The following is a 22,677-nucleotide window of genomic DNA, read 5'->3' as shown; positions in this document are numbered from 1 at the left end:
CGCGGCATGGACCTTTCTGGTCGTCGTCATGCGGCACATGCTGCCATGGCGGGGAACGCCGGGGGAGAGACTTTTGTCCGCGGACAAAAGTCGGGGGTCCCGGAGACAGGTCCTGCGGTCCTGCTCCTTGACGGGGTGCCCGGCTCTTGCTGCCGCCCTCCCATGCGGACGCCCGTCGGCGGCGATGGGGTGGGGTGGGCCTGGCAGGGTGTCCGTCATGAGCTCCGAGCCCGCGCACCCCGAAGCGTCCCGTCACCACGACCACGGCACGTGGCTCGTACGGTTCACCGGCCGGGTGCTCGTGGTGTGCCCGAAGTGCGGAGGCCGGGCGCTCGTCGTGCCTCGGCCCGGCCTCCCCACACCGAAGTACTTCAGCGAGCTGCTCTTCCAGCCCCGCCGCCTCACCTGCGCCGGATGCGGTGCGATCGCCGACTGGACGGCCGAGCAGCGGGGTGGCGGCCTGGTCGGCGCCGCGCCCGGCGGCACCGAGGACCCCTTCTTCCGTCGGCCGCTCTGGCTGCAGACCCACTGTGCGGGACGGGTCTTGTGGGCCTACGACGAGGAGCACGTCGATGCCCTCGTCGCCTATGTGGGCGCCCGGCTGCGTGAACGTCATGCCTCCCCGAAAATGGGGATGTTCGTCCGGCTGCCAGCCTGGATGAAGTCCGCGTCACGCCGTGACGAGGTGCTGGCCGGCCTGTCGGCCCTACGGGCCCTCGCCGGGCTCTCGGCCCCCGCCGACCGCTCCGGCGCGGCCCACGAACGGGGCGACCGCCCACGTCACTACGGCAGCCTGTACTTCCGCGGCGGCCCGTACTAGAGGCCCTTCCCCTGCTTTGGATCGCCTCGATTCCCGGCCCGGACTTTTGTCCGCGGACAAAAGTCGGGGCCCACCGCGCTCCGTGCGGTGGGCCCCTCGGGGTGGTTCAGCGGCTGCCGGATCCGCTGTTGTTCTCGATCAGGAGCATCGTCAGCTCCGCGCGCTGCTTGGCCGACATGTGCGCCCGGATGGCGTCGAAGACCGCCCTCGGGTCTTCCCACGAGAGCTCGGCCGCATCCGGTTCCCTCCCCTGGGCCGGGATGACACGCTCCGGCTCGGGCTCGTGGACCGGCTCCTGCGCGACGGGATCCGGCGTACTCGCCGACGGGGCACGGGCAGGGGTCACCCGGATCGGCTCGGACCCGGCGGGCTCTTCGGCCCCCGACTTTTGTCCGCGGACAAAAGTCGGCCCGTCCTCCACCACCGGAGCCGCCGCCGTCATCGGGAGGCTCTCAGGCTCCCGACTTTTGTCCGCGGACAAAAGTCGGGCCGGCTGCGGCTCCTCTGCAGCAACGTCCGGGACTCCCCCGGCCTGCGCCCGTACAGGCTCCTGCGCGCCGCGCAGTATCTCCCGCTGAGCCGCCTTGACCTGGGCTTCCTGTTCCTTGCTCGCCCCCAGGAACGCCAGCAGCTCCGCCGCGCCGGCCCCCGGCCGATCCTTCGCCGCCCGCGCCAGCAGCCGCCCGTCCCGCTCGGGAAGGTCCCCCGAGCTCAGCATCCGCTGGATCTCGTCGGGAAGTTCCAGCAGCACCAGCTGGTTGGTGACCCACGACGGCGAGCGGCCCAGCCGCTCCGCGGCACGCGACTTGGCCCCGTGCTCGCGGCCCTCCTCCGCGCACGTGTCGACCAGCTGCTGCACACCCCGGGCGCGCTCGATCACGTCGAAGTCCTCGCGTTCGAGGTTCTCGGCGAGGAGGTGGTCGATGAAGTCCGTACGGGAGCCGGCGAGGTCGTCGCGTACGACGAAGTCCAGCGCCTCCAGCCCCACGTGCAGCGCGCTGCGGAAGCGCCGCTCGCCGTTGATCAGGACGTACGACGCCTCCCCGATCCGCGACGCGTGGTCGGGCCACAGCCCCAGGTACGCGCTGCGGCTGACCGCGACGCACGCCGAGAGCTGCGCCTGCCGCAGCTCCTCGCCGAAGCGGGTCTTCTCCTCGTCCGTGCCGAAGTTCCGGCGCGGGTTGAGGGGAGTGGCCGAGACTTGGTCGAGGGACACCCGGAGCAGTTCGTACGCCGGCACATCGCCCTGGGCGATGGCCTTGGCCCGCCCGCGTTCGCTGCGGCCGCCGCTGCGGCGGGCATTGCTGAACGCCGCGCCGGTGCCCAGCAGATCGCTCTTGCTCATGCCGCGATCCTCCGGGCGATCTCGCGCATCGCCTCCGACTGCTCGCAGTCGGGCGCGTAGTGCAGCAGGGGCAGCTTGACGCGCACGGCTTCCCGCTGCTCCTTCAAGTCGGCGATGACGGTGATGACGGGCGGGTCGCCGAACTCCTTCCAGCTGTTCAGGGAGGAGGTGACGACATATCCCTTGCGGCTGTCGTAGAGGTTGACGACGAAGCCGAGCTGGGTGATCTCGATGTCGAGGTCGTCGATCAGGTCCTCAAGCTGTTCGCTGAGCATGTCGTAGGCGTCGGCGGAGGTGTCCTCGGCCTGGACGGGGACGATGATGCCGGAGGTCTTCGGGGCTTCGCCCTCGCGGGTACGGGCGTAGTAGAGCGCGGTGTCCATGGTGTAGCCGAGGCTGGGCGGGCAGTCGACGACGATGTAGTCGAACTCCTTCTCCAGCTCCTCCAAGGCCTTCTCCAGGGCGGTCTCCTTCGTCCGGACGTGGCGGGTGGTGGCCAGCCGGGCGTCGAGGAGGAAGGCGTCCTTGCAGGACGGCAGCAGGAACAGACGGCCGGCGAACACCCCGTGCTCGATGGGTACGAGCAGGTCCCGGATCCGGCCTTCGATCTCCCCGAGCATGTGCTTGGCGAGGCTCGGCTCCTTGATACCCAGCATCTCGGCGCCGAGGTGGCGGGTGAGGTGCCCCTGGGGATCGAAGTCGATGACGCAGACGCGGGCACCGGTCTCGGCGAGCGCCTGGGAGAGCCCGTTGCTGATGGCGCTCTTCCCGACACCGCCCTTCTGGTTGCAGACCACGATCCGGCGGGCACCCTCGTGGGAGGGGCGGCGCCGTCCGGCGGGGGAGGGGTGGGTGTCGAGCCACAGCCGGATGGACTGGGCGACGCCCTGGTTGTACGGGACCTCCCGTACCCGGCAGTCCTCCTTGAAGTCCCCGTACAGGCCGGTGGGGAGGTAGGTGGAGAAGGAGGCGGCGCCGGAGGTGTCCACAGGGGTTGCCCCGGAGGCGTCGGCACGCCACGCGTGGATGCCGTCGGTGACGGCGTCCTGGATGTCCACACCCAACTGGGCTGCGCGGACCTTGAGTTCCTGCCGCAGGGACGCGGGCAGCTTGGCGACTACCTTTTCCCTGACTTCCGGATCGTATGGAGCGGTCATGCGGGTACCTTACTAACCTTCCAGGGGGAAGGCGAAGAGGCATGCCAAAGTATGTTGCCTGCGTATGGCAGGCGTTGTCCCGAAATGCCGCCCACATGTCACTCTCCTGACTCGCCCGGCTGCCCCGTCCTGCCCTGCCGGAGCGCGACTGAGCTGTTCAGGGGACTCTGGACTCGTCGCAGCGCGAGCCGAGCGCAGAAAAGGCTCTGTGAAGCCCGCTGAAGGCCTTCCAGGGGAAGGAACACCCCATCACACCAGGGGTCTGGAGATCGGCACTCACAGGCGCCATTCTGTGCGTCGTTTTTCGGCGGGTGTGCCGGAAATTCGGGGTTGCGCCTCATCTTCCTGCCCGCGGCAGCCACGAGGCCGCTCCCCTGCATCCGGATCCTCGCGGCCGAGCCCCGGTCTCGCGCGGGGTCGGTAGCTCCTCAGCCCTGGCGGGCTTGCGGTGCCCCGCCGGAGTGGTGGGGCACCGTTGGCGACTGCGGGCCGTACTTGCAGTGAAGAGCCGCAACGTGGTTGAGGTCGGTGGGTGGTGCAGGTGGCCACTGATCGCGTTCGTTCGTCGTACCGCATCGCCGGGGCTGACTTTCGGTGGTGCAGGTGACAGACGTGAGCCGGGAAGGGTGCGGGCAGTCAGAGCAACTGCGCGAGGGTGCCCGCACGCAGGAGCCCTTACCCGTCAGGAGAGTGAGCAGGGAGCAGGGAGCAGGGAGCACAGAAAGTACAGCTCCAATGAAGTGATGATGCACCGCCTGAGGTATCAGCAGGGGAGAAGCAGGGCAGCGATCCGTTGTCGGAGGGTCAGCGAGAGGGCACGGGCCCTGCGTTGGGACCGGGTAACGACAGGTCCGGTACGTGTTGATGCCGGTGGGCACGTTGCTCTTTTAGTAAGAGGGCGCCGCGTCCGTACCCCATCTGACCTGCAGATTTGTCCGAGGGTATGTGTCCCCCAGGACACATTTGGGCTCCCGGAATGTGTACCTGGCGAGCACATTTTGCCGAAAACTCAAGCTGTGCTTGAGTTTTTCGAGGCCTCAACATGCCCCGGATCACTGCAGGTCAGAGCGTCGGGTAGGAGCAGGCGCAGAGCCGTTGAGTACGCGCGGGGCCTCTGAAATGTGCTGCCATCGCGACAACCGAAGTCAAGCAGCCGTGTACTTTCGGCGCTTGACGGCAAAATAACTTCACGTACCGTGTACTTTTGGCGCCGCGTTCGAACAGGGCTGGGATCGGGGGCATCGACCGGCGCGTCGGCAGCCCAAAAGACAAGCACACGTTGATTTTTTGGATAGTCTCGGACCGCCTGAGTAACAAGGAGGTCCTGTGACATCTGATCCGCCCGCACGTCGCCGACAGCGCGGGCCCCGGCCTGTACCCGTCCCCTCCGCCGCAGGGAACGAAGCCGAGTACGGAGACATCCTGGCCGTCCTGGGCCAGCAGCTCGGGGAGAAGGTGGCCGACGCCGCGGACCCCGGCGGCCGACGCCGGCTCAAGGGCGTCCACTTCGAGTACGCGGCCGATCCGCGGGCCGTCCACGACATGGCCGGCGGCGCCGGCTACAGCCTGGCCAGCAACTGGTTCACGCAGCTGCTGGCTCAGCTCGCCGTCGCGAACAGCATCACCAAGTCCCAGCTCTGCGTCTTCCTCTTCGTGGCCGGCGGGCAGGTGCCGGGCACCGGGATCACCCAGTACACGCAGCAGGAGATCACGGACGGACTGAACAAGATTGCCGCACAGAAGGGCGGCAAAATGATCACGCGTTCCACGGTCAACCGTGCCGTTCAAGCGCTGTGCGACTACAACTGGGTGGAGAAGGCCGGCAACGGCCGGATCCAGATCAACGTGCGCCTGTGGTTCCACGGCAACAGCACCGCACAGCACGAAGTACTCGCCGAGATCGCGGACCGGCACGACCACGACACCGAGGTGTTCCCTTACGCGGTGGGACCGGAAGGCGCCCATCAGGAGGAGCTGGACCTCGACTTCGGGACAGAGGCCGACACACGCGGAAGGAGACGTACCGGGTGATAGTGCTGCCAGGCCCCTGCACGGGCGACCGTTCACGAGGAAGGCTGTCCCATGGCTAACGTCATGTCTCCGATCGTCGCGGAGCGCATCTGGGCCCTGCCGCTGTCAGGGTCCGCCGTCAAGTTCCTCCAGTACCTCGTTGCCCGCAGCGACTTCGGGGGAGCGCTGCCGGTGCGCCAGAAGGACATGGCGGCGGAGTACGGGGTGACGCCCCAGGCCGTCAGCGGACTCATGGCGCCCCTGTGCGACCTGAACATCGTGCTCAGGCCGCGCAGCGAGGAGCGCAACGGCAACTCCTACCGCCTCCACCCGCTCGCGGCGAAGTACGAGAGCCCCGAGTCCATGGAGGCGGCGTTCCGTGCTGCCCTCGTCCGCATCCAGGGCGGGGAGCTTCCCAACCTGAAGCTGCCGACGTACCACCAGGCCCCGCCCGCCCCGACGGGCCGCCCCAAGCTCCAGGTCGCCTGACCTGGCCGGGTGCCGGATATGACAGAAGGCCCTCCACCATGGTGGAGGGCCTTCCGCGCCTGAGTAACTTGATGCCCTCACTATATCCGCTCTGCACCGACTCCGGGCAGTTGGCTTGAGCCGGGCAAGGTTCAGGTGTCCCCGTCGCGAGCGGGGCGAACGCTGCGTTCCATTCACGGCTCCTTCGCGCAAGCGGTGGTCACGTCGAAGACGGGGTGCGGAGCGCATGGACAGGTCCGGACCTTTTCGGTACCGGAGTCGCGCCGGGTGATTTGTCAGGGATATCGCTTTCTTGGCGTACATAGAGCAGATTAAATCCCGTGCGCCCCCCTGAACGGAGCATCGAACTCACCCGTATGCCGCACACCCCGGTGTCAACGACGCCGTTATCCGGCATATGACGGACAGGATCACCGCAGACGCACCTGTCGGCTTCTCCACGGTGTCGGCCAGTGGCCGCGACGGAGAGCTCTGGAACGGATACGACCTCGTTCCTCCGGAATGGTCCGCAGCCGCGTCGGAGCAGTTCGCGGCGGCGATGGACCAGATCGAGGACGAGTTCCGATGTTGCCGGAACGGGATCGAACCGGAATCGGCGGCGCCTCGTGCCGGGATGAGGTTTCCCGGGAATGCGTGACTTCCACGGCGGCGAACCCTTCGGAAGCCCGGAAGAGCTCTACGCAGCCGCGGGCACCCAGCAGTGGGGCTCCACCGGCCCGTACGACCCGTTCCTCGGCGCATTCAACGGCACGTTCGAGCATCCCGGGCTGGACCTGGTGCCGCAGCGGCCGCCGGATCGGGCGGAGGAACCGGGTTTCCTGCTGCAGGAGACGATGGCGGCCGGGTACGACAGCCCGCCCGTGCGGCAGCAGCCGATGCCGGAGCCGCACGGCTACGCGGCCTATCCCGAGGGGCGGCCCCCCGATCCGTTCGGGCGTGAGGACCACCTCGCCACCCTCGCACCGACCGGGCTGCCCGGCAGGCATCAGCATCTGCCGCCCCGCAGGCGCCGCAAGGCAAGGCGGTGGGTCATCGACTGGCCGAGCGCGACCAGTTTCTCCATCGCCACGCTGACCGCCGCCCTGGTGTTCATGGTCAGTCTGTTCGGCGGCATCGTCGCCTACGAACCGCTGCGCCGGGTCGCCGAGCTCCGCACCCCGGGGCACGTGGCCGACTGGTGGCCGCTTCTCGTCTACGGCCCGTGGGCCGTCGCCTCCCTGTCCATCCTGCGGGCTGCCATCCACCAACGCCGGGCACTTCATTCCTGGATCGTGGTCCTGGTGTTCTCCGGCACCGCGATCCTGCTGTGTCTGGTGCAGGCGCCCAGAACCCTCACCGGCGAGGCCATGGCCGTTTTGCCGCAGATGGCGTCACTCGCCTGTCTTCACCAACTGGTACGCCTCATCACTTTGACCAAACCACTCCGAAAGTCCGGTGCGCGCCGCCGCACTGCGCTGCTGCGCACCAGGCCCCCTGCCCCGCCTCCCGTCCCACACACAACCAGGCCGATTCCAAGGGACAGGAGAACCTTCTGAGGCAATCACGAAGACCCGAACACCTTTGCTGCGCACCCTCCTTGCAGCTCCAGCCGGACATTTCGCTGTGCAAGGAGAGGGCTCCCCGATGACTCCGCATTCTTTCCCGTGCAAGATCCAGTTTGCAAGGCGCCGTCACCCACCCGGCCTAACGGTGTGCACGAAGCCGGTGGTGTTGAAGGCGTCGAACACGTAACCCACGCCGCGGGTCACGCCCTTGGACTGCGGTGTCAGCAATGCAGTGAAAGCGAGAAGCCCCAGGACGAGGAAGCGCACCAGCCACACTTCGAAGACCCAGGGCGATGCCCCTCCGAGGTCGATGAGCCAGAAGTCGGACGACAGGCTGACGAGTAACCGCGTTGACGGAGTCCTCGGTCGACTCCGACGGCTACCCCGTCCACGTCCACCACGGCTGTTCGGACGGCGATGCCGCAGCTGCGCCGGTTCCTGGAGGGGTGCCGGCCTGAGGCGGCGACGGCGGCGGGGGAGGGGTGGGGCGCTGTGCCGCGCTCCACCCCGGGGCGGGCGACCGCGGCTAGCGGTCCTGGGAGAGCCGGACCAGCTCGGCGAAGGAGCCGCCCGAGCGCACCAGTTCCTCGTACGTCCCCTGCTCCCTGATCCGGCCGCCGTCGAGGACGATGACCCGGTCGGCGAGACGGCAGTTCTCCATGCGGTGCGTGACGATCACCGTGATCCGCTCGTCCCGCATGTCCCGCAGGCCGGAGAACACCATGTGCTCCCCGCGCGGGTCCATCGCCGAGGTCGGCTCGTCCATGACCAGGAGCGCCGGGCGCCGGTGGAAGGCCCGGCCGCAGGCCAGGCGCTGCCACTGGCCGCCGGAGGGCTCGTGCCCGCCCCACAGCGACCGGGCCAGGAGAGTGTCCAGTCCCTCGGGGAAGTCCCGGACGGCCTCCTTCATGCCGACGGCGCCGAGGGCTTCCCAGACGGCGTCCTCGCCGCGCGCGTCGGGCTGGCCGAGGGTGATGTTCTCGCGGGCGGAGAAGGGCCAGTACCCGTACGACTGGGTGACGAGCCCGACGTGGGTCCAGGCCGAGCGCTGGTCGGCGTCGCAGGTCGGGACGCCGTCCCAGGACACCGTGCCGGCGGTCGGAGTGGTCAGCGCCGTCAGGAGGCGGATGAAGGTGGACTTGCCGGCGCCGTTCTCGCCGACGAGGGCGACGACCTCGCCCCGGTTCAGGGTGAGGTCGACGGGACCGAGCGCCGGGGTGTCCTTGCCGGGGTAGGTGTACGTGGCCCCCTCCAGCCGGATCTTCTGCGGGGCGTCCATCACCTGCGGGCCGCGCGGCCCGGACTGCTCGGCCGACTGGGCGAGGAAGGCCGCGTAGTCGCCGAGGTAGAGGGCATGCTGGAACATCGCCGCCCCGTACACGACCAGCTGGGACAGGGCGGCCGTGGACGTCCGCATGGCCACGATGGCGGTACCGGCGGCGCCCAGCGCCATGTACCCGCCCGTCACGAGCGCCCCGAGGGACACCCAGGTCAGGACGGTGAACAGGCCGGAGACGACGGCCGCGGTGAGGTAGACGGCCAGGTAGCGCGGGGCGGAGCCGACCATCTTGGAGTCGATGCGCCCGCAGACGGCCGCGTACCAGTGGTGGGCGTACTCGCGCATGCTGTTGCCCCGCAGCTCGTCGGCGAGCTTGGGGGTGGTGAGGTGCCAGCGCATCATGTGGCGGATGTTGCGCGAGGCGACCGTCTCGTTGTGCAGCCGGTAGTCGAGCCGGGCGGCGAACACCGAGCCCAGGCCCCGCGGGACGACCGACAGCAGCAGAAGCGGCAGCAGCACCGGGTGGACGACCGACAGGACCGACGCCACGGCGACCATGTCGATGAGGCCGCTGGTGAACCCGAGCGCGTCCTGCAGCAGCATGCCCGAACGGGCGGATCCGGTCTCGGCGGCCTCCGACCGCTCGGTGAAGTCGGGCGCGTCGTAGGCGGCCAGCTCGACGTCCATGTGCGCGTCGACCATCGCGAGGTCGGCGATCGTGGACATACCGGGGTTCAGACGGCGCGCGGCGCTCCCGGAGGCGATGGAGGCCAGAGCCCCCAGAGCGGTCATGGACGCCGTGACGGCCAGCGGCCAGGCGGCGCCGGAGATGCGCTGCTCGACGGTGCCGCCGGCGAGGAGGGGACTCATGGCCCGGGAGACCGCCGCGAGGGCGGCGGCCGTACAGATCCCGCCGACGACCTGGGCACAGACGAGCCAGACGAACGCGGTGCGGTTCACGGCCCACGCGAGCCGGGCGGTCTGTGCGAGGGCGGCGGGCACCCGGCGGGCCATCTGGGGGAGCGAGAGCTGCTCCATGGTTTTGTTGTGCTGGCCCCAGGTGAACGTGATCTCCGGGGGCGGGGGCAGCGTGGCGGCCTGCGGTTTCCCGGCCTGCTTCTGGGACATGCTGCGCTCCTTCAACTCGGCGATGAGAGAAGCCAGTTCGTTCGCTGAGCAGCGGCACGACGAAGAAGCCCGGCCCGGGTGTACGGGGCGGGGCGGGTGCTGTCAGGGGAACCGGGGGGAGTGAGTAGAGCGCAGCCCGCGGGAGGGAGCAGCGGGATCTGGCCGACCTGCCGCCCCGGCGCCGCAGGTCCGCCGCTCCCTCGCTCCGGTCGCCGGCTGCGGCCCGGAGGAGGGGAGGTTGGCCGGAACCGGCCGCCGGCCGGGGGTGTCGCCGAGAAACCCCTTGCGGTGCCCGCCCCCGATCCGTCTACACCGGTCGGGCCGCCCGGAGCAGCCGCTGTGGCAGGTACGGGGACTCGACGCGGATGTCCCATCCCCGGCGACGGGCGTGGCAGGCCAGGGCCAGGACATCGAGGTCGATCGGGGCGTCGGGCTCTTCCGCGCGGTCGGCGACCTGGAAGTGGTCGCGGTGGGCTTCGAGGGCGTCGGCCAGGGCCAGGTTGAAGCTCTCCTCGTCGCCCTCCACGAGCTGCGACAGGAGAACGGCCGGCGGCCGGAAGAAGCCCCAGTGCTCGGTCCGCTCGCGCTCCTGCAGGGCCAGCTCCGCGGCCGGTTCGGGGTCCGCGCCCCGCAGGTAGTCGTGGAGGGCCTTGCGGTACGCGGAGAACGCGCCGCCGTCCTCGCCGGCGAAGACGGGGCCGGTGAGGACCAGCGGGGCGAGGTCCTCGCGTACGCCGGTGATCAGGGCGAACGCGGTGGCGGTCTGCCACTGGCCGGCGCTTGCGTTCCGGCCCCGGGTGGCCGGGTAGCGGAGCGTGCGGCCGTCGACGGTCACCTCGGCCTGCGTGCCCGGTTCGGCGAGGGCGACCCGGAACAGGGCCGCGCCCAGCTGGGAGGCCAGGCGCAGGTTCCTGAGCTGGGCGTCCACGACGTCGCAGGAGCGGGCGGTGCGCCACTTGAAGAGGAGTTCCTGGTAGCGCAGGGCGCTCGTGAGCCGCCCCACGGCGGGGGGTTCGCCGTCCACCGCGGTGATGGCCTCCCGGGTGGACCGCTCGAACGACGCCTCGCTCTCCGGGTGCACGTCGGCCCGGTCGAACGCCGGCCGCTCGACCAGCAGCGGCCCGGCGGCGAGGGCGGCGACGGCGTCCGGCCGGCGGTCGCGGCCGAAACCCCCGACCCGGGGGCCGCGCGTCTCGAAGTTGGTGACCAGAGCGTGTGGGAGGTAGTCGGTGTCGACGGCCGGCGCCCAGCCCAGGGTCCGGTACGCGAGCGCGGCCAGGGCGAGCGGCAGGAGCGGAAGGAGACTGCCGGGCCGGGCACCGGCCCCGTGCAGGGTGGTGTGCGGGAGCAGCAGGGCGGCCAGTCCCGCGTCGAAGGCCTCCCGGTCCTCGGCGGCCAGTGCGCGCAGGGTCGAGAGCCCGACACCGTCCGGCCGGCGGAGGAGGCTCTCGCCGTTCTCCTCCTCCCGGGTCCGGACGCGGTCGATCGCGGCGTCGATCGCGGCGAGCCTCGCCTGTGCGCTCGGCGGGTGCTCCTCGTCGTCGTTCCCCGTGTCGCCGATGACCTGGGCCGTGAACCCCCTCACCAGCTCGACGGCGGGGGTTCCGTCCGCGCTGTCACCGAACTTCTGCCGGGCGAAATGGAATTCCTCGCCGTGCCACCGGACCTTGTCCGAGAGGACCGTGAGACAGAACGCGTCGATCCAGTCGTGCGGGGTGACGCTCTCCTCGCCGTCGCCGTCGCCGTCCTCGTCGTCGCCACGGTCATAGCCCATGCCGAAGTTCACGTAGTCGAGCGTGACGTGGAAGGAGCAGTGCGGGAAGTAAGCGGCGTACGCGACGGCGCCGACGGCGGCCGCGGTGGCGTCCTTGAGGGCGGCCTTGGCCTCCGGGGTGTCGAGGCGGGGGGTTTCGACGGAGAGGGCGCCGAGGTAGTCGAGGAACTCCTCGGCGATCGACTGCCATTCGTATGTGCCGATCCGGCCGGCCCTCGACATCGACCTGACCTGGCCCCCGATCCTGTTCGCGAAGTCCTCGCGGGCTGCCGACACAGCCGCTTCGCCCACCTGATGACGCTCTATCCGCACAGTCCGCTCCTTGATCACCGACGGTTCCCCACCTTAGGCGGAGCATCCGACAGCGAGCGGTGACCGCCGTATCCGGCCATGGGCGTGCCATGGCAGTACCAGGGCCGAACCATGGCGCCAGGACGGAGAGTTCTCGCACGACGAGCCCGACCGGGGGAGGAACCCGAATGCACCAGCGCAAGGCTCTGCCCGCCCGTATCCGTATGCGTACCCGTGCCCGTACCCGGCCCGCCGGGCCCCGGCGGCCGCATCGCGTACGTGCCGTGGCCGCGATCCTGGCGGTCCTGTCCGCGCTCGCCCTCAACCTGCTGACCGCCGGTTCGTCACAGGCCCGCGCGGACGCGGTGTACGACGCCCTCCTGTACAACTACACGACGCACAAGTGCCTGGACGTGCCCGACTACGGCGCCCCGGACATGGGCAGCATCGTGCAGCAGCACGACTGCATCCGCGGCGATGGCGACAACCAGATGTGGGACCTCGTCGACGGGGTCGACGGCTACCTGATCCAGAACGTGAAGAACCGCGGCCTGTGTCTCGACCTGCCGGGCACCGGAGTGCCCGGCAATTCCACGGTCGGCTTCTATCCCTGCCAGGACACCACGGCGGACAACCAGTTGTGGTATCCGATCTGGGATTCGGCCGGCCGGGCATTCCTGCTGGTCAACGCCAGTTCGTACAAGGCCGACCGGCCCGTGTGCCTGGACGTGGCCGGACTGGCCGACGGGGCCGACGACCTCCGGGTCGGCGTCTACACCTGCAGCACCAGCTACGGTGACGACCACTGGTGGCAGGTCGCCTGATGACCGGAGCCGTAGCCGGAGCCGGGGATCCGGCTCCGGCTACGGCTTGTTCAGGTAGGTGAGGACGGCGCGGACGCGGCGGTTGGTGTCGTCGTCGTCCGTGATGCCGAGCTTGCCGAACAGGGAGGTCGTGTACTTGCTGATGGCGCCCTCGCTGAGGAAGAGGCGCCGGCCGATGGCCTGGTTGGACAGCCCCTCGGCCATGAGGCCCAGCACGGAGTACTCGCGTTCGGTGAGTTGCGCCAGTTCCCGGCCCGGGGAACCGCCCGACAGCAGTTTCGCGATCACTGCCGGGTCCATGGCGGTTCCGCCGCCCGCGACGCGCTCCAGGGCCCCGATGAACTGGTCGGCGTCGAAAACGCTCTCCTTGAGGAGGTAGCCGACGCCGCCGGACCCGTCGGCCAGGAGCTCGCGGGCGTACAACTGCTCGACGTGCTGGGAGAGGATGAGGACCGGCAGTCCGGGCATCTCGCCGCGGGCGGCGAGGGCCGCCCGCAGGCCCTCGTCCGACTGGGTCGGCGGCATGCGGACGTCGATGACGGCCACGTCCGGGCGGTGCGTCCGCAGCGCGTCGAGCGTCTCGGGTCCGGTGGCGGCCGTCGCCACCACCTGGTGCCCGTACGCCTCGATCAGGCGGACCATCCCGTCACGCAGCAGGTACAGGTCTTCGGCTACGAGGATTCGCATGGCACCGCCATCCTCACACGGGTCGGCCCGCCCTGAGGGCTGGTGAGCTCCAGAGTGCCGTCGAAGACGGCGAGGCGTCGGCGCAGGCCCGCGATCCCGCCGCCGGCCCGGACGTCGGCCCCGCCCCGGCCGTCGTCCTCGACCTCGACGACGATGCCCGTGTCGTCCCGTACGAGGGAGACGTGCGCCCGGGTCGCCCAGGCGTGCCTGACCGCGTTGGTCAGCAGTTCGGCGACGCCGAAGTAGACGGCGGACTCGATCGGCGGATCCAGGCGCAGCGCGCTCCCGGCGCCGTCGGCGCTGACGGCCACGTCGAGGGGGACGTCGAGGGCAAGCGCGCGGACGGCGTCGACGAGCCCCCGCTCACTGAGCACCGGCGGGCTGATCCCGCGGATCAGCTCGCGGAGTTCGCCCAGCGAGGCGGTGGCGCCGGCCCGGGCGTCCCGCATCAGCGCCCTGGCCCGGTCGGGGTCGGTCTCCATCAGCTTTTCGGCGGTCGCCAGGGAGAGCCCGAGCGCCACGAGGCGGGCCTGCGCGCCGTCGTGCAGGTCCCGCTCGATCCGGCGGATCTCCGCAGCCTGTGCGACGGTCGCGTCCGCCCGCTGGGCGGTCAGTTCGTCCACCCGGTCCGCGAGCAGCATCGCCCGCGAGGGCCGCAGGAAGCGGACGGACACCCGCTCCACGGACCGCCAGGCGTACGGGGCGCAGGCGACGGCGAAGACCGGACCGAGCACCCCGACCAGGTGCGCGACGGCCTCCGGCCGGCCGAGCCCGAGGACCGCCGCGGCCAGAGCGGCCGGCGGGAGGGCGGCCACCACCCCTGCGGTGAACGGAGCGATGACGGCGAAGCGAAGGTCACGCCAAGTGGCCGGGTCGCCGCACCACAACCGCATCCGCTGGTCCATGAGGGCGTCGCGGCGGCTGCGTTCGTAGCTGAAGCCGTTCCACCAGTACCCGGTGGACAGCCGCGTCACCGGCCCGGCCTGCCGGTATCCGGCGGGGACGACGGTGCCGGTCCACCGCGCGACGAGGAACCGCACCATCCGGCACACGGGCCGGGACAGGGCGAGCGTGCCCGCGCAGGCGATCACGGTCGGCGCGATCCACGACCACGGGTTCCCCGCACCCGACCAGATCCCCAGCGCCACGGCGGCGGCCCACACGGCCGGGACCAGCAGGCAGACGGCCGCCACGACGCACGCCCGCACGAACCCCGTCCCGGCCCGCGCCACCCACGACCCCACCTGTCTCATGACTCCCCCTCACTTCCCGTTCGACACCCCCACTGTGCACCGTGCCCGGCCCGCAACCGCCCCGGTCCGCGGGGGAGTGGGGCTACCCCCACCCACCCGTGGGCCCAGGCCGATACCCCGCCGTCCGGGCGCTCCGTAGCGTCGTGGCCATGGAATCCAACGCGCACACCCCGACCGGGCCGGTCCTCCACGACGACCCCCGCACCCGGGCCGCCTTCGCCACGACGAAGACCGGCGTCACGCTCTACGGCGCCCTCACCGCCGCCGCGTTCCTGGCAGTCGTCGTGGTCGCGAGCACAGGTCATGTGGTGAACCCGTTCATGTGGATCCGCGCGATCCTTCTCCCCTTCATCACCGTGCTGCTCCACCGGCTGACCGTCTCCGCTTCCCAGGGATCACGGCGGGCCTTCGAGCGTCTGCGCGGCCTCTCCGCCGTCTTCCCGATCGCGGTCACCGGCGTCGACCTGATCCCGGGCGTCTGCCCGCTGTGGTACGCGGTGATGCAGACGGTCTGCATGCTGCCCGTCATCCGCATCGCCTTCACCACCCGTGGCTCCGCCCTGCGCGCCGCCTTCCCCGCGAAGCGCTGACCGGCGGCGCGCCTGTCGGCGTGCCCCTCGGACCCGGCGGAGCCGGGCGGTGTCAGCCGGTGTCGGTCCTGCCCTGCCGTAAGGCGTCGTGGGCGGCCAGCGCGGCGCGCAGCGTCAGCACATCGGCGCCGCGGGCAGCGTCCAGTCCGGTGAACTCGGTCGCCTTGCGCAGCCGGTAGTCGACCGTGTTCGGGTGGACCTGGAGGCGGGCGGCGGCCCGGCGCCGGTCAAGGCTGCACGCGAGGAACGTGCGCAGCGTGACGAGCAGTTCCGGGCGCGCATCCAGCGGGTCGAGCAGCGCGGCGAGCCCGTCCCTGGCCGGGCTCGGGCGGCTCAGCTGGTATTCGAGCAGCACGTCGTCGAGCAGGTACAGCCCGGGCCCCCGGCCGGAGGCCTCCGCCACCTCACGTACCTCGCCGGCCAGCCGGGCGGCCTCCGCGACGCCTTCCGGTGCTGCGGCCGCGGCCGCAGCCAACAGCTCGGCGCCGCACGTCCGCCCGAGCTGTTCGACCAGCAGGGAGAGCCGGTCCCGGTCCGCACGGCCGAAGTCGGCGGCCGGTGTCTCGTACGGGATCAGCACCAGCCCGCCGTCGCCGGACAGCACGGACAGCGGGACCCCCGCCGTCCGGCGCTGCAGTTCATTGCGCAGCCGCCGGAGTTTGCGGCGTGCGGCGACCGAATGGTTCACGCCGGGCACCAGCTCGTCCGGGTGCGGTCCCACGGCGATGCTGAGCACCAGGTAGCAGGGCGGCAGCCGGATCCCGGCCCGGTCGGCCGCGACCTGCGGGCTGCCGCCCTCCAGCAGCCGGGACAGCAGCGACTGCAGGGCGACCTGCTCGTCACTGAGCGCCGTCTGCCGCTCCTGTACGTACCCGGCCGCGACCTCGCAGCTCACCAGCCGCAGATACGCGAGCAGTTGTCGCTGGACCATCAGCACGTCGCCCAGGTCACCCGGTTCGGCCGCCGAGAAGACCTGGGCGGCGCACTCCTCCGCACCCAGGTGATAGGCACCGACCACGGCCTCCAGCGGCACGCCCTCGTCGGCGCGCCGGGCCGAGGACTCGCGGATCGCCGCCGCCTCGGCCTGCCCGGGCATCTCCCCGGTGCACAGGACCGCCGCGAAGCTCCGTATACCGCGGGTCACCTGCTTGGCGATGTCACCGCCGAGGTGTTCCGCCGGCAGCGTTCCGTAGACGGGCAGCCGCTCGACCAGCCGGACCATCACCGCACGCTCCAGCGCGCCGGCGGCGTCCTGAAGCCGTCTGTGCACCGGCACTCCGCCGAACTGCGGCACCAAGTCCCGTTCCACGGCATTGGATCCGGTCACAATCCACCTCGCACATCTCTGTTCCCCACCCCGGAGACGTGGCCGCTTACCGGCCCCATGATGTTTCCGGGACATCACCTACTGGTTGGTAACACGACCGGCCGGTGAATGGCCAGATGTGGCGGACCGCGGCCGCATCGTTCACCGCAATCCCCTGCCGGGGGCCGCCCGCCCCGGCCTGACGCGCCGATGTACCCGACCTCGTGCCGGCGCGTCAGCCCCCACCCAGGAATCGAGGAACGCATGTCCAAGGCAGCCGTCCGCCTGATCGCCGTCGCCGTCGCCACCGCTGCGGTCATGACCGCAGCGCCGGCGGCCACCGCCGCCGCATCCACGCCGGCAACGGCGAGCGCAACGACGACCGCAACGACGAGCGACCCGTTCTACGCCTACGGCGGCAGCGAGCCGCTCTCCGCGTTCGCGCCGGGCACCGTGCTGAAGACGCGGACCCTGCAGTACCACCTCCTCGGCCTCTCCACGCCCCTGAAGGCGGTCCAGCTGCTCTACCGCACCACCGACGCCCAGGGCCGGCCCGCCGCCAACGTGACCACGGTGGTGCGCAGCCCGACGGGAGACCGCAGCAAGGCGGTGTCCTACCAATCGTTCTACGACTCGCTCAGCCCGGAGGACGGGCCGTCCCGGGCGATCGCCGGCGACGTCACCCTGGGCGGCCTCATCCCCAACGTCGAGGCCCTCTTCCTCGTACCCCTGCTGACGCAGGGCTACGACCTCGTCATCCCCGACACCGAGGGACAGCGGGCGAACTTCGCCGCGGGGCCGGAGTACGGGACCAACACGCTGGACTCGATCCGTGCCGCCACCAGGTCGGCGGAGACCGGACTGGGTTCCGCCACCGCGTTCGGCCTCATGGGCTACTCCGGCGGCTCCATCGCCACCAACTGGGCGGCCGCGCTCGCGCCGAGCTACGCGCCGGACGTCAACCGCAAGCTGGTCGGCTACGCCGAGGGCGGCCTCCTCGTGGACCCGGCACACAACCTGAAGTACGTGGACGGCTCACTGGCGTGGTCGGGCGTCATCCCCATGTCGGTCATCGGGGTCTCCCGCTCCTACGACATCGACCTCTCGTCCTACCTCAACGGCTACGGTCTGCAGGTGTACAAGGAGCTGGAGCACGGCTCCATCCTCGACGCCCTCGGCCACTACCCCGGGCTGACCTGGAAGAAGATGGCGAAGCCGGAGTACGCCGACCCCAACTCGATCCCCGCGTTCCTGGAGGCGGTCAACAAGCTCAACCTCGGCTCCGCCGCGACCCCGGCCGTCCCCGGATTCATCGCCCAGGGCAACGCGGGCGTCCTGGAAGGGACCTTCGGCAACCACCCGGGAATCGGCAGGGGCGACGGCGTCATGGTCGCCGGGGACGTGCGGGCGCTCGCCCGGCAGTACTGCGCAACCGGCGGCTCCGCCGTCAAGTACAGCCAGTACGAGTTGCTCAGCCACACGGGCGCGCCCGTCGTCTGGGCGCCCGTCGCACTGGGCTGGCTGGGTGACCGCTTCGCCGGCAAGCCGGCCCCGTCCGACTGCGGCCGCATCCCCGCGGGCAACGCACTGACACCGGAGGAGCCGGCCCCGCTGTCCTGACATCCGTACGAGGTCCTGCCGCGCCGCATCCGCGCGGCAGGACCTTCCGCGCGCCACGGGTCCCGGGCACGCGGCCGCCGCGGCCGGGATCGACCTGCGACGTGCGGTGGGTCACCGGGAGTCGGCGATCCAGCGTTGGACGGCCGCGTTGGTGGTGTCGTCGAGCGCGGCAACGGCTTCGATGGCATGCAGGTCCGCTGCGAGCGGCGGGACCCCGGCGGCGGTCAGCGCGGCGTGCAGGCCGAGGCGCCGGTGGTGTGCTGCGCCGGCCCGGCCGAGAGGCCGCTCCTGCGGATCCGGGTCCGGCGCGGGGCTCCCGGGGCGGGTGTTCTCCTCCTCGAACCCCCGCACACCGGGGAAGCGGTAGGGGTCGAGGGCCTCCTGTGGTTTCGGCGCGTGCGAGGAAGCTCGCCACGGTTTCATACAAGGACCTCCTGGAGAAGTTGCGGTGGGGCGCTGTACGGGGGCGGGTGCTCAGGCCCGCTGCTCCTGCAGGGCATGGGCACCCGCTGCGATGACCTCGGCGAGCTGGTTGGCGACGGCGACGCTGCATCCGCCGAGCCGGACGAACCCGCGGGAGCCCAGGGGCCCGTCGTTGGCCAGGGAGGGGAGGATCATCCCCGCGAGCGCGAGGGCTGCCTCCAGATTGGTGACGGCGTCCAGGCCTGCCTGGTAGGCGGCGTCCTGAAGCCGCTGGTACTTGAGTCGCTCAGCGTAGGAGGGCTCGTACGCCATGGTTGCTGTCCTCATCTTTGTAGGTGCGGAGATCGCGGATCGCCCGTGACCTATCGGATTCGGTTGTCGTTCCTCAGGTGAAAACGATCACTCCGTCGGGCTCCGGGAAGGACCACGTTCTCCATGCGCTTGGCGGCAGTCACGCCTTCGTCCCCGGTGCCCTGCGCGGCAGGGCCGGCCCCGTCCGTCCCAGCGGCCACGCGCTGCGGCAGGCCGCCGGCACGGCCCGCACCGTCCTCGACCGCATCCGGCGGCCGTCCGTCGGGCGCGGAACTGCCGTGCACGGGCGGCAGACCCGTCCCGGCCGGGGGCTTCCCGGACGTGACCGTCATGCCCCGTAGTGGAGTTTGGGGGCGGGGGAGGGCCTGGAGTTGCGGTGCCGCGGCGTCGGCTGGCGGGGCGGCCGGGTGAGCGTGATCTGGCGCACGAGCTGTTGGAAGCAGGCGAGTGCGGCGATGGCGGGAAGGGTCGCTGCGGCCTGGGCGGCGAACGTTCGCGGCGCCTGGGCCACGCACAGGAGCGTGGCCAGGGTCGAGAACAGCAGGACGATGGACCAGGAGTGGACGGCGCGGCGCTGGTGCAGGGCTGCCCTGAGAATGGACAGAGAGGCGACCATCCAGGGTCCGTAGAGAAGCAGCGGCCACCAGCTGACCACGTCGTGGGCCGTGCGCGGCGCGGCACTGTGCCGAAGGGCGTCGCAGAGGGCAAGGCCGCTGAAGATGCTCACGAGGGCGGCGATGAGTGCGACCAGCACGGACGTGCAGAGGTTGCCCGTTCGCATCAGGGTCGGCACCAGCGTCTTCGCCGTGACGGCCCGGCGGAGCCCGTCGGCCGCTTCCACCTCCGGCAGAGCGATGAGGCCCGGGGGTCCGGCTTCCGGCCCGGTGACGCCCATCGTGCCGTCGGCTTCGTCGAAGACGACCCGGTCGAAGGGCTCCGGCTGGCCGGCGGCCATGTTCCCCTGAAGAAGACAGGCGAGCTCCTCCGCCGGATCCCACGCGCCGTTCCCCTCGACCGGTCCGAGCGGCGGGTACCCTGTGACGATGTGCTGTTCGGGTTCCGGCCGGAACATGCGGGCCTCCGGCTGGATGTGGAAGCCGTTCCAATCGTGGTGACCGTAAGGTTCATACACGGGATGCCTGCCTCACCCGTCCGTCGGAGCCCATCCCGGATGCGGCCACGCCGTACGACCGCCGGTTGAACTCGTGATGGATCATGCTGATCGTTTCCAGGAAATCCTCGAAGATCGAGGACGAGTAGTTCAGCTCGATTTTCAGACCTTCATGATGTAGAGCCGCGTTCTCGCCCGGAGCGCGGTCCGATGAAGCCGGTGTGAAGGTCCACTTGCCCATCCGGGCGGCCACGGACCGGACGGGGAGCCCCTCCCCTTCTGCGTGCCCCTGGAAGATTGCGCCGAGTTCTACTCTTGTCATAGTCCAACCAACGCTCACGGCGCCGGGCTGGGTATGCGCCATGCGGGTGATGATTGCGCCGTGCGCGGGTGTTGACCTGTTGGGCCGCTTAATGGAAATCGGAATTTAAGGCAACCCGACAGGGTGCTGCACATGGCTTCAATGAGGGGGCTGGGCATAACTCTGCATATGCCGCTGCGTTATGTGGAGATGTTGCCGGGGCCCGAGCGCGGGCCCCGCTGTGCGAATCCGTCACCGGAAAGGAACGGCTGTGGCAGACGTGTTGGTGAGACTCGTGCTGATCTGCGCAGTACTGGGTGCGATCTGCACCGCATTGACAGCGTCGGGGGTGGGCCGCATGCGGCACAGGGACATGCTCGAACTGAGGCGCCAGCAACGCTTCAAGTACGTCCTGGCCCGCAATGCGAACGCCCCCTGGCTCCTCCACCAGGACATCCCCGCGGCTGCCGCGCCGGTGCGGGAACCCGTCGGCAGCGCGACGTGTACCGCCTGCGGAGCCCAGGCCGCCGGCTGGGAAGGCGGTGTTCCCAGCTGAGCGCAGGCGCCGCCCGCCGCACGCCGCTCACGAGGGCCGGGCGTGGATCCGGATGGTGTCGCGGATGAACAGAAGATCAGTTATCCGGCCCGCACGGCGGAGCCCGCAGTGCTGCCCGTCACCCACATGCCGGTATCGCCGCGGCCCGCGAAGGCTCCTCGCGCCGGGTCAGCCCTGTCCGTTCCCGGTCCACGGACGGAGCTTCTCCGGGTTGCGGACCGCCCAGATGCGAGCGATGCGGCCGTCGCCCAGGCCGAACGCCGCCACGGTCATCGTGACGCCGGCGTGCTGGGCGACCAGGCCTGGCCGGCCGTTGACCGTCCGCTCCAGGAGCGTGAGCCCGGGAGCCTTGTCGGCGATGTGGATCAGGTACTGGGCGATGCGCGCGCTGCCCACGACCGGGCGCAGGACGGTGCCGACCAGGCCGCCGCCGTCGGCGATCATCGTGGCCTCGGGGTCGAGGAGGCCGACGAGGGCCTTGATGTCCCTCGCCTCCCACGCGACCTTGAAATGCCGCACCAGAGCGGCCTGCCCGGACGTCGCGGCCGCCGGAGCCTCGGCGGCGCGGACACGGCGACGGGCCGAGGCCGCCAGCTGCCGGCAGGCCGCCGGCGTCCGGCCGATGATCACGGCGACCTCGGCGAAGGGGTACCGGAAGACGTCGTGCAGGATGAACGCCACGCGTTCGGCCGGCGTCATCGACTCAAGTACGACGAGGAAGGCCATGCTCACCGACTCGTCGAGGGTGACCAGGTCGGCGGGGTCATCCGCCGCGGCCCTTCCGCCGCCGCCCGCCGGCCCGCTGATCCACTCCGTACGGTCGGGCAGCGGCTCGGGTATCCACTCGCCGACGTAGCGCTCACGCCGGGCCCGCGCCGAGCCGAGCATGTCGAGGCAGATGCGGCCGGCCACCGTCGTCAGCCAGGCACCGGGCGACTCGATGGCCTCCTGCTGCTGCCGCGACATCGCGTACCAGCGGGCGTACGCCTCCTGCACGGCGTCCTCGGCCTCGGCCAGCGAACCGAGCAGCCGGTAGGCGAGATTGGTCAACCGGCGCCGCTCGCCGACGACCGCACTCAGGCCCGGCTCGGGTGGGGTGCTCATGCCTGCGACCGCTCCCTGGTTCTTCTCGTCCTCGGCGAAACAGCACGCCGGACTGCGAGTTCGGCGCTTCGCCTCACATTTCGCGGGCCTGCGTCGTCGGACTACCGGGACACTACCGATCGACGCCGCGAGGCAGAGAAGAGGACCACATCATGGCGACCGCACAGACGACGGCAGGACCGGGCAGGCTCACGTTCCTGCAGGTCGCGATCGGCCTGCAGACCTTGGCCATCTTCTTCCAGGCGGTCACCGCCGGCCTGCTGCTGTCCTCGTCCCACGGCGAGCTGCTGCACGGCATCGGAGCGCGTGTGATGTACGGCGCGTCGATGGTGTACGTGCTCGCCGCGGTCCTGGCATGGCGGCCGGGCGGCGGGTCGCCCCGACCCATCCTGCACGCGTCCGGCTTCCTCGTGCTCGCTTCGGTGCAGGTGGTGCTGGGCATAGCCCACGTGCCGTCGCTCCATGTCCCCCTGGGCATCCTGATGTTCGGCCTGAGCGTGCTGGCACTCGGCCGGCAGGTGCCGCCCGCCCGCGTGCCGGAGCCCCGCGCCACCCGGCGGTGACCGCCGTCGTTCCTGGCCTGACCGGCGCGTGGTGACGAAACACCGGCGCCGTCATGCCTGGTGGCGATGCAATGGCGGAAGAGGGCCCCTGCCGGTACAGGGGCCCTCTCGTTGTCCGTGCACCGTCCGCTCCGCGCCCAGGAGGACTTGACGGGAGCTTCACGGTCGTGGCCGCCGGGCGGCCACTGAC

Annotated in this window: 22 protein-coding genes; 9 read left to right on the top strand and 13 right to left on the bottom strand. The window is 70.6% G+C overall.

Features of this window, described 5'->3' with window-relative positions; all coding sequences use genetic code 11:
• Positions 1-217: 217 nt before the first annotated feature.
• Positions 218-820 (top strand): hypothetical protein, encoded by a 603-nt coding sequence (locus ABTY04_RS28990; RefSeq protein ID WP_352216355.1) that lies wholly within the window; start codon positions 218-220, stop codon positions 818-820.
• A 106-nt stretch (positions 821-926) separates the two neighbouring features.
• On the opposite strand, the gene ABTY04_RS28985 is transcribed toward ABTY04_RS28990, so the two are convergent.
• Together ABTY04_RS28985 and ABTY04_RS28980 are read right to left on the bottom strand one after the other, a co-directional pair.
• On the bottom strand, positions 927-2,165 hold the full coding sequence (locus ABTY04_RS28985) for a ParB/RepB/Spo0J family partition protein (RefSeq protein ID WP_352216354.1): 1,239 nt from the start codon (positions 2,163-2,165) through the stop codon (positions 927-929).
• On the bottom strand, positions 2,162-3,322 hold the full coding sequence (locus ABTY04_RS28980; RefSeq protein ID WP_352216353.1) for a ParA family protein: 1,161 nt from the start codon (positions 3,320-3,322) through the stop codon (positions 2,162-2,164). Before ABTY04_RS28980 ends, ABTY04_RS28985 begins: the two co-directional genes overlap by 4 nt.
• Positions 3,323-4,648: 1,326 nt before the next feature.
• Here ABTY04_RS28980 and ABTY04_RS28975 point away from each other — a divergent pair.
• From ABTY04_RS28975 to ABTY04_RS28965, 3 genes are all read left to right on the top strand, one after another.
• Entirely contained in the window at positions 4,649-5,353 is a 705-nt protein-coding gene (locus tag ABTY04_RS28975) for a hypothetical protein (protein ID WP_352216352.1), read from the top strand.
• A 51-nt stretch (positions 5,354-5,404) separates the two neighbouring features.
• Entirely contained in the window at positions 5,405-5,821 is a 417-nt protein-coding gene (locus ABTY04_RS28970; protein ID WP_352216351.1) for a hypothetical protein, read from the top strand.
• A gap of 629 nt (positions 5,822-6,450) precedes the next feature.
• Positions 6,451-7,356, top strand: coding sequence for a DUF2637 domain-containing protein (locus ABTY04_RS28965; protein ID WP_352216350.1), 906 nt, complete (start codon positions 6,451-6,453; stop codon positions 7,354-7,356).
• A 135-nt stretch (positions 7,357-7,491) separates the two neighbouring features.
• On the opposite strand, the gene ABTY04_RS28960 is transcribed toward ABTY04_RS28965, so the two are convergent.
• The 3 genes from ABTY04_RS28960 to ABTY04_RS28950 form a co-directional block, all read right to left on the bottom strand.
• Entirely contained in the window at positions 7,492-7,632 is a 141-nt protein-coding gene (locus ABTY04_RS28960; RefSeq protein ID WP_352216349.1) for a hypothetical protein, read from the bottom strand.
• Positions 7,633-7,891: 259 nt separating this feature from the next.
• On the bottom strand, positions 7,892-9,772 hold the full coding sequence (locus ABTY04_RS28955) for an ATP-binding cassette domain-containing protein (protein WP_352216348.1): 1,881 nt from the start codon (positions 9,770-9,772) through the stop codon (positions 7,892-7,894).
• 307 nt (positions 9,773-10,079) lie between these two features.
• Positions 10,080-11,837: an immunity 49 family protein gene (locus tag ABTY04_RS28950; protein ID WP_352216347.1), complete on the bottom strand. Its 1,758-nt coding sequence runs from the start codon at positions 11,835-11,837 to the stop codon at positions 10,080-10,082.
• 188 nt (positions 11,838-12,025) lie between these two features.
• On the opposite strand from ABTY04_RS28950, the gene ABTY04_RS28945 reads away from it, so the two are divergent.
• Complete coding sequence (locus tag ABTY04_RS28945; RefSeq protein WP_352216346.1) at positions 12,026-12,661, top strand: RICIN domain-containing protein; 636 nt, start codon at positions 12,026-12,028, stop codon at positions 12,659-12,661.
• Positions 12,662-12,700: 39 nt separating this feature from the next.
• On the opposite strand, the gene ABTY04_RS28940 is transcribed toward ABTY04_RS28945, so the two are convergent.
• Both ABTY04_RS28940 and ABTY04_RS28935 read right to left on the bottom strand, forming a co-directional pair.
• Positions 12,701-13,348 (bottom strand): response regulator transcription factor, encoded by a 648-nt coding sequence (locus ABTY04_RS28940; RefSeq protein ID WP_352216345.1) that lies wholly within the window; start codon positions 13,346-13,348, stop codon positions 12,701-12,703.
• A complete protein-coding gene (locus ABTY04_RS28935; protein WP_352216344.1) occupies positions 13,333-14,601 on the bottom strand; it encodes a sensor histidine kinase in 1,269 nt (422 codons plus the stop codon). The genes ABTY04_RS28940 and ABTY04_RS28935 overlap by 16 nt, the downstream gene beginning before the upstream one ends.
• 149 nt (positions 14,602-14,750) lie before the next feature.
• On the opposite strand from ABTY04_RS28935, the gene ABTY04_RS28930 reads away from it, so the two are divergent.
• Positions 14,751-15,191, top strand: a complete 441-nt coding sequence (locus tag ABTY04_RS28930) for a hypothetical protein (RefSeq protein WP_352216343.1) — start codon at positions 14,751-14,753, stop codon at positions 15,189-15,191.
• Between the two features lie 52 nt (positions 15,192-15,243).
• Here ABTY04_RS28930 and ABTY04_RS28925 read toward each other — a convergent pair whose 3' ends face one another.
• Positions 15,244-16,518, bottom strand: coding sequence for a PucR family transcriptional regulator (locus ABTY04_RS28925; protein WP_352216342.1), 1,275 nt, complete (start codon positions 16,516-16,518; stop codon positions 15,244-15,246).
• A gap of 243 nt (positions 16,519-16,761) precedes the next feature.
• Between ABTY04_RS28925 and ABTY04_RS28920 the strand changes: the two genes are divergently transcribed.
• Complete coding sequence (locus ABTY04_RS28920) at positions 16,762-18,117, top strand: lipase family protein (RefSeq protein WP_352216341.1); 1,356 nt, start codon at positions 16,762-16,764, stop codon at positions 18,115-18,117.
• A 111-nt stretch (positions 18,118-18,228) separates the two neighbouring features.
• Here the strand turns inward: ABTY04_RS28920 and ABTY04_RS28915 are convergent, their stop codons facing one another.
• From ABTY04_RS28915 to ABTY04_RS28900, 4 genes are all read right to left on the bottom strand, one after another.
• Positions 18,229-18,540, bottom strand: a complete 312-nt coding sequence (locus ABTY04_RS28915; RefSeq protein WP_352216340.1) for a hypothetical protein — start codon at positions 18,538-18,540, stop codon at positions 18,229-18,231.
• Positions 18,541-18,591: 51 nt separating this feature from the next.
• The gene (locus ABTY04_RS28910) at positions 18,592-18,852 is read right to left on the bottom strand and encodes a hypothetical protein (protein ID WP_352216339.1); all 261 of its coding nucleotides are present in this window, start codon (positions 18,850-18,852) and stop codon (positions 18,592-18,594) included.
• Positions 18,853-19,180: 328 nt separating this feature from the next.
• Positions 19,181-19,984 (bottom strand): hypothetical protein, encoded by an 804-nt coding sequence (locus tag ABTY04_RS28905; RefSeq protein WP_352216338.1) that lies wholly within the window; start codon positions 19,982-19,984, stop codon positions 19,181-19,183.
• Positions 19,977-20,327: a hypothetical protein gene (locus ABTY04_RS28900; RefSeq protein ID WP_352216337.1), complete on the bottom strand. Its 351-nt coding sequence runs from the start codon at positions 20,325-20,327 to the stop codon at positions 19,977-19,979. The genes ABTY04_RS28905 and ABTY04_RS28900 overlap by 8 nt, the downstream gene beginning before the upstream one ends.
• A 295-nt stretch (positions 20,328-20,622) precedes the next feature.
• On the opposite strand from ABTY04_RS28900, the gene ABTY04_RS28895 reads away from it, so the two are divergent.
• Positions 20,623-20,820, top strand: a complete 198-nt coding sequence (locus ABTY04_RS28895; RefSeq protein WP_352216336.1) for a hypothetical protein — start codon at positions 20,623-20,625, stop codon at positions 20,818-20,820.
• 168 nt (positions 20,821-20,988) lie between these two features.
• Here ABTY04_RS28895 and sigJ read toward each other — a convergent pair whose 3' ends face one another.
• Positions 20,989-21,924: an RNA polymerase sigma factor SigJ gene (gene sigJ / locus ABTY04_RS28890; protein ID WP_352216335.1), complete on the bottom strand. Its 936-nt coding sequence runs from the start codon at positions 21,922-21,924 to the stop codon at positions 20,989-20,991.
• Positions 21,925-22,076: 152 nt separating this feature from the next.
• Here sigJ and ABTY04_RS28885 point away from each other — a divergent pair, with 152 nt between their 5' ends.
• The gene (locus tag ABTY04_RS28885; protein WP_352216334.1) at positions 22,077-22,487 is read left to right on the top strand and encodes a hypothetical protein; all 411 of its coding nucleotides are present in this window, start codon (positions 22,077-22,079) and stop codon (positions 22,485-22,487) included.
• Positions 22,488-22,677: the final 190 nt, after the last annotated feature.

Origin of the sequence: Streptomyces sp. NPDC097981, assembly GCF_040302565.1 — a bacterium.
Taxonomy (GTDB): Bacteria; Actinomycetota; Actinomycetes; order Streptomycetales; family Streptomycetaceae; genus Streptomyces.
The sequence above is the reverse complement of the archived record's forward strand: the minus strand, read 5'-3'. Positions and strand labels throughout refer to the sequence as shown.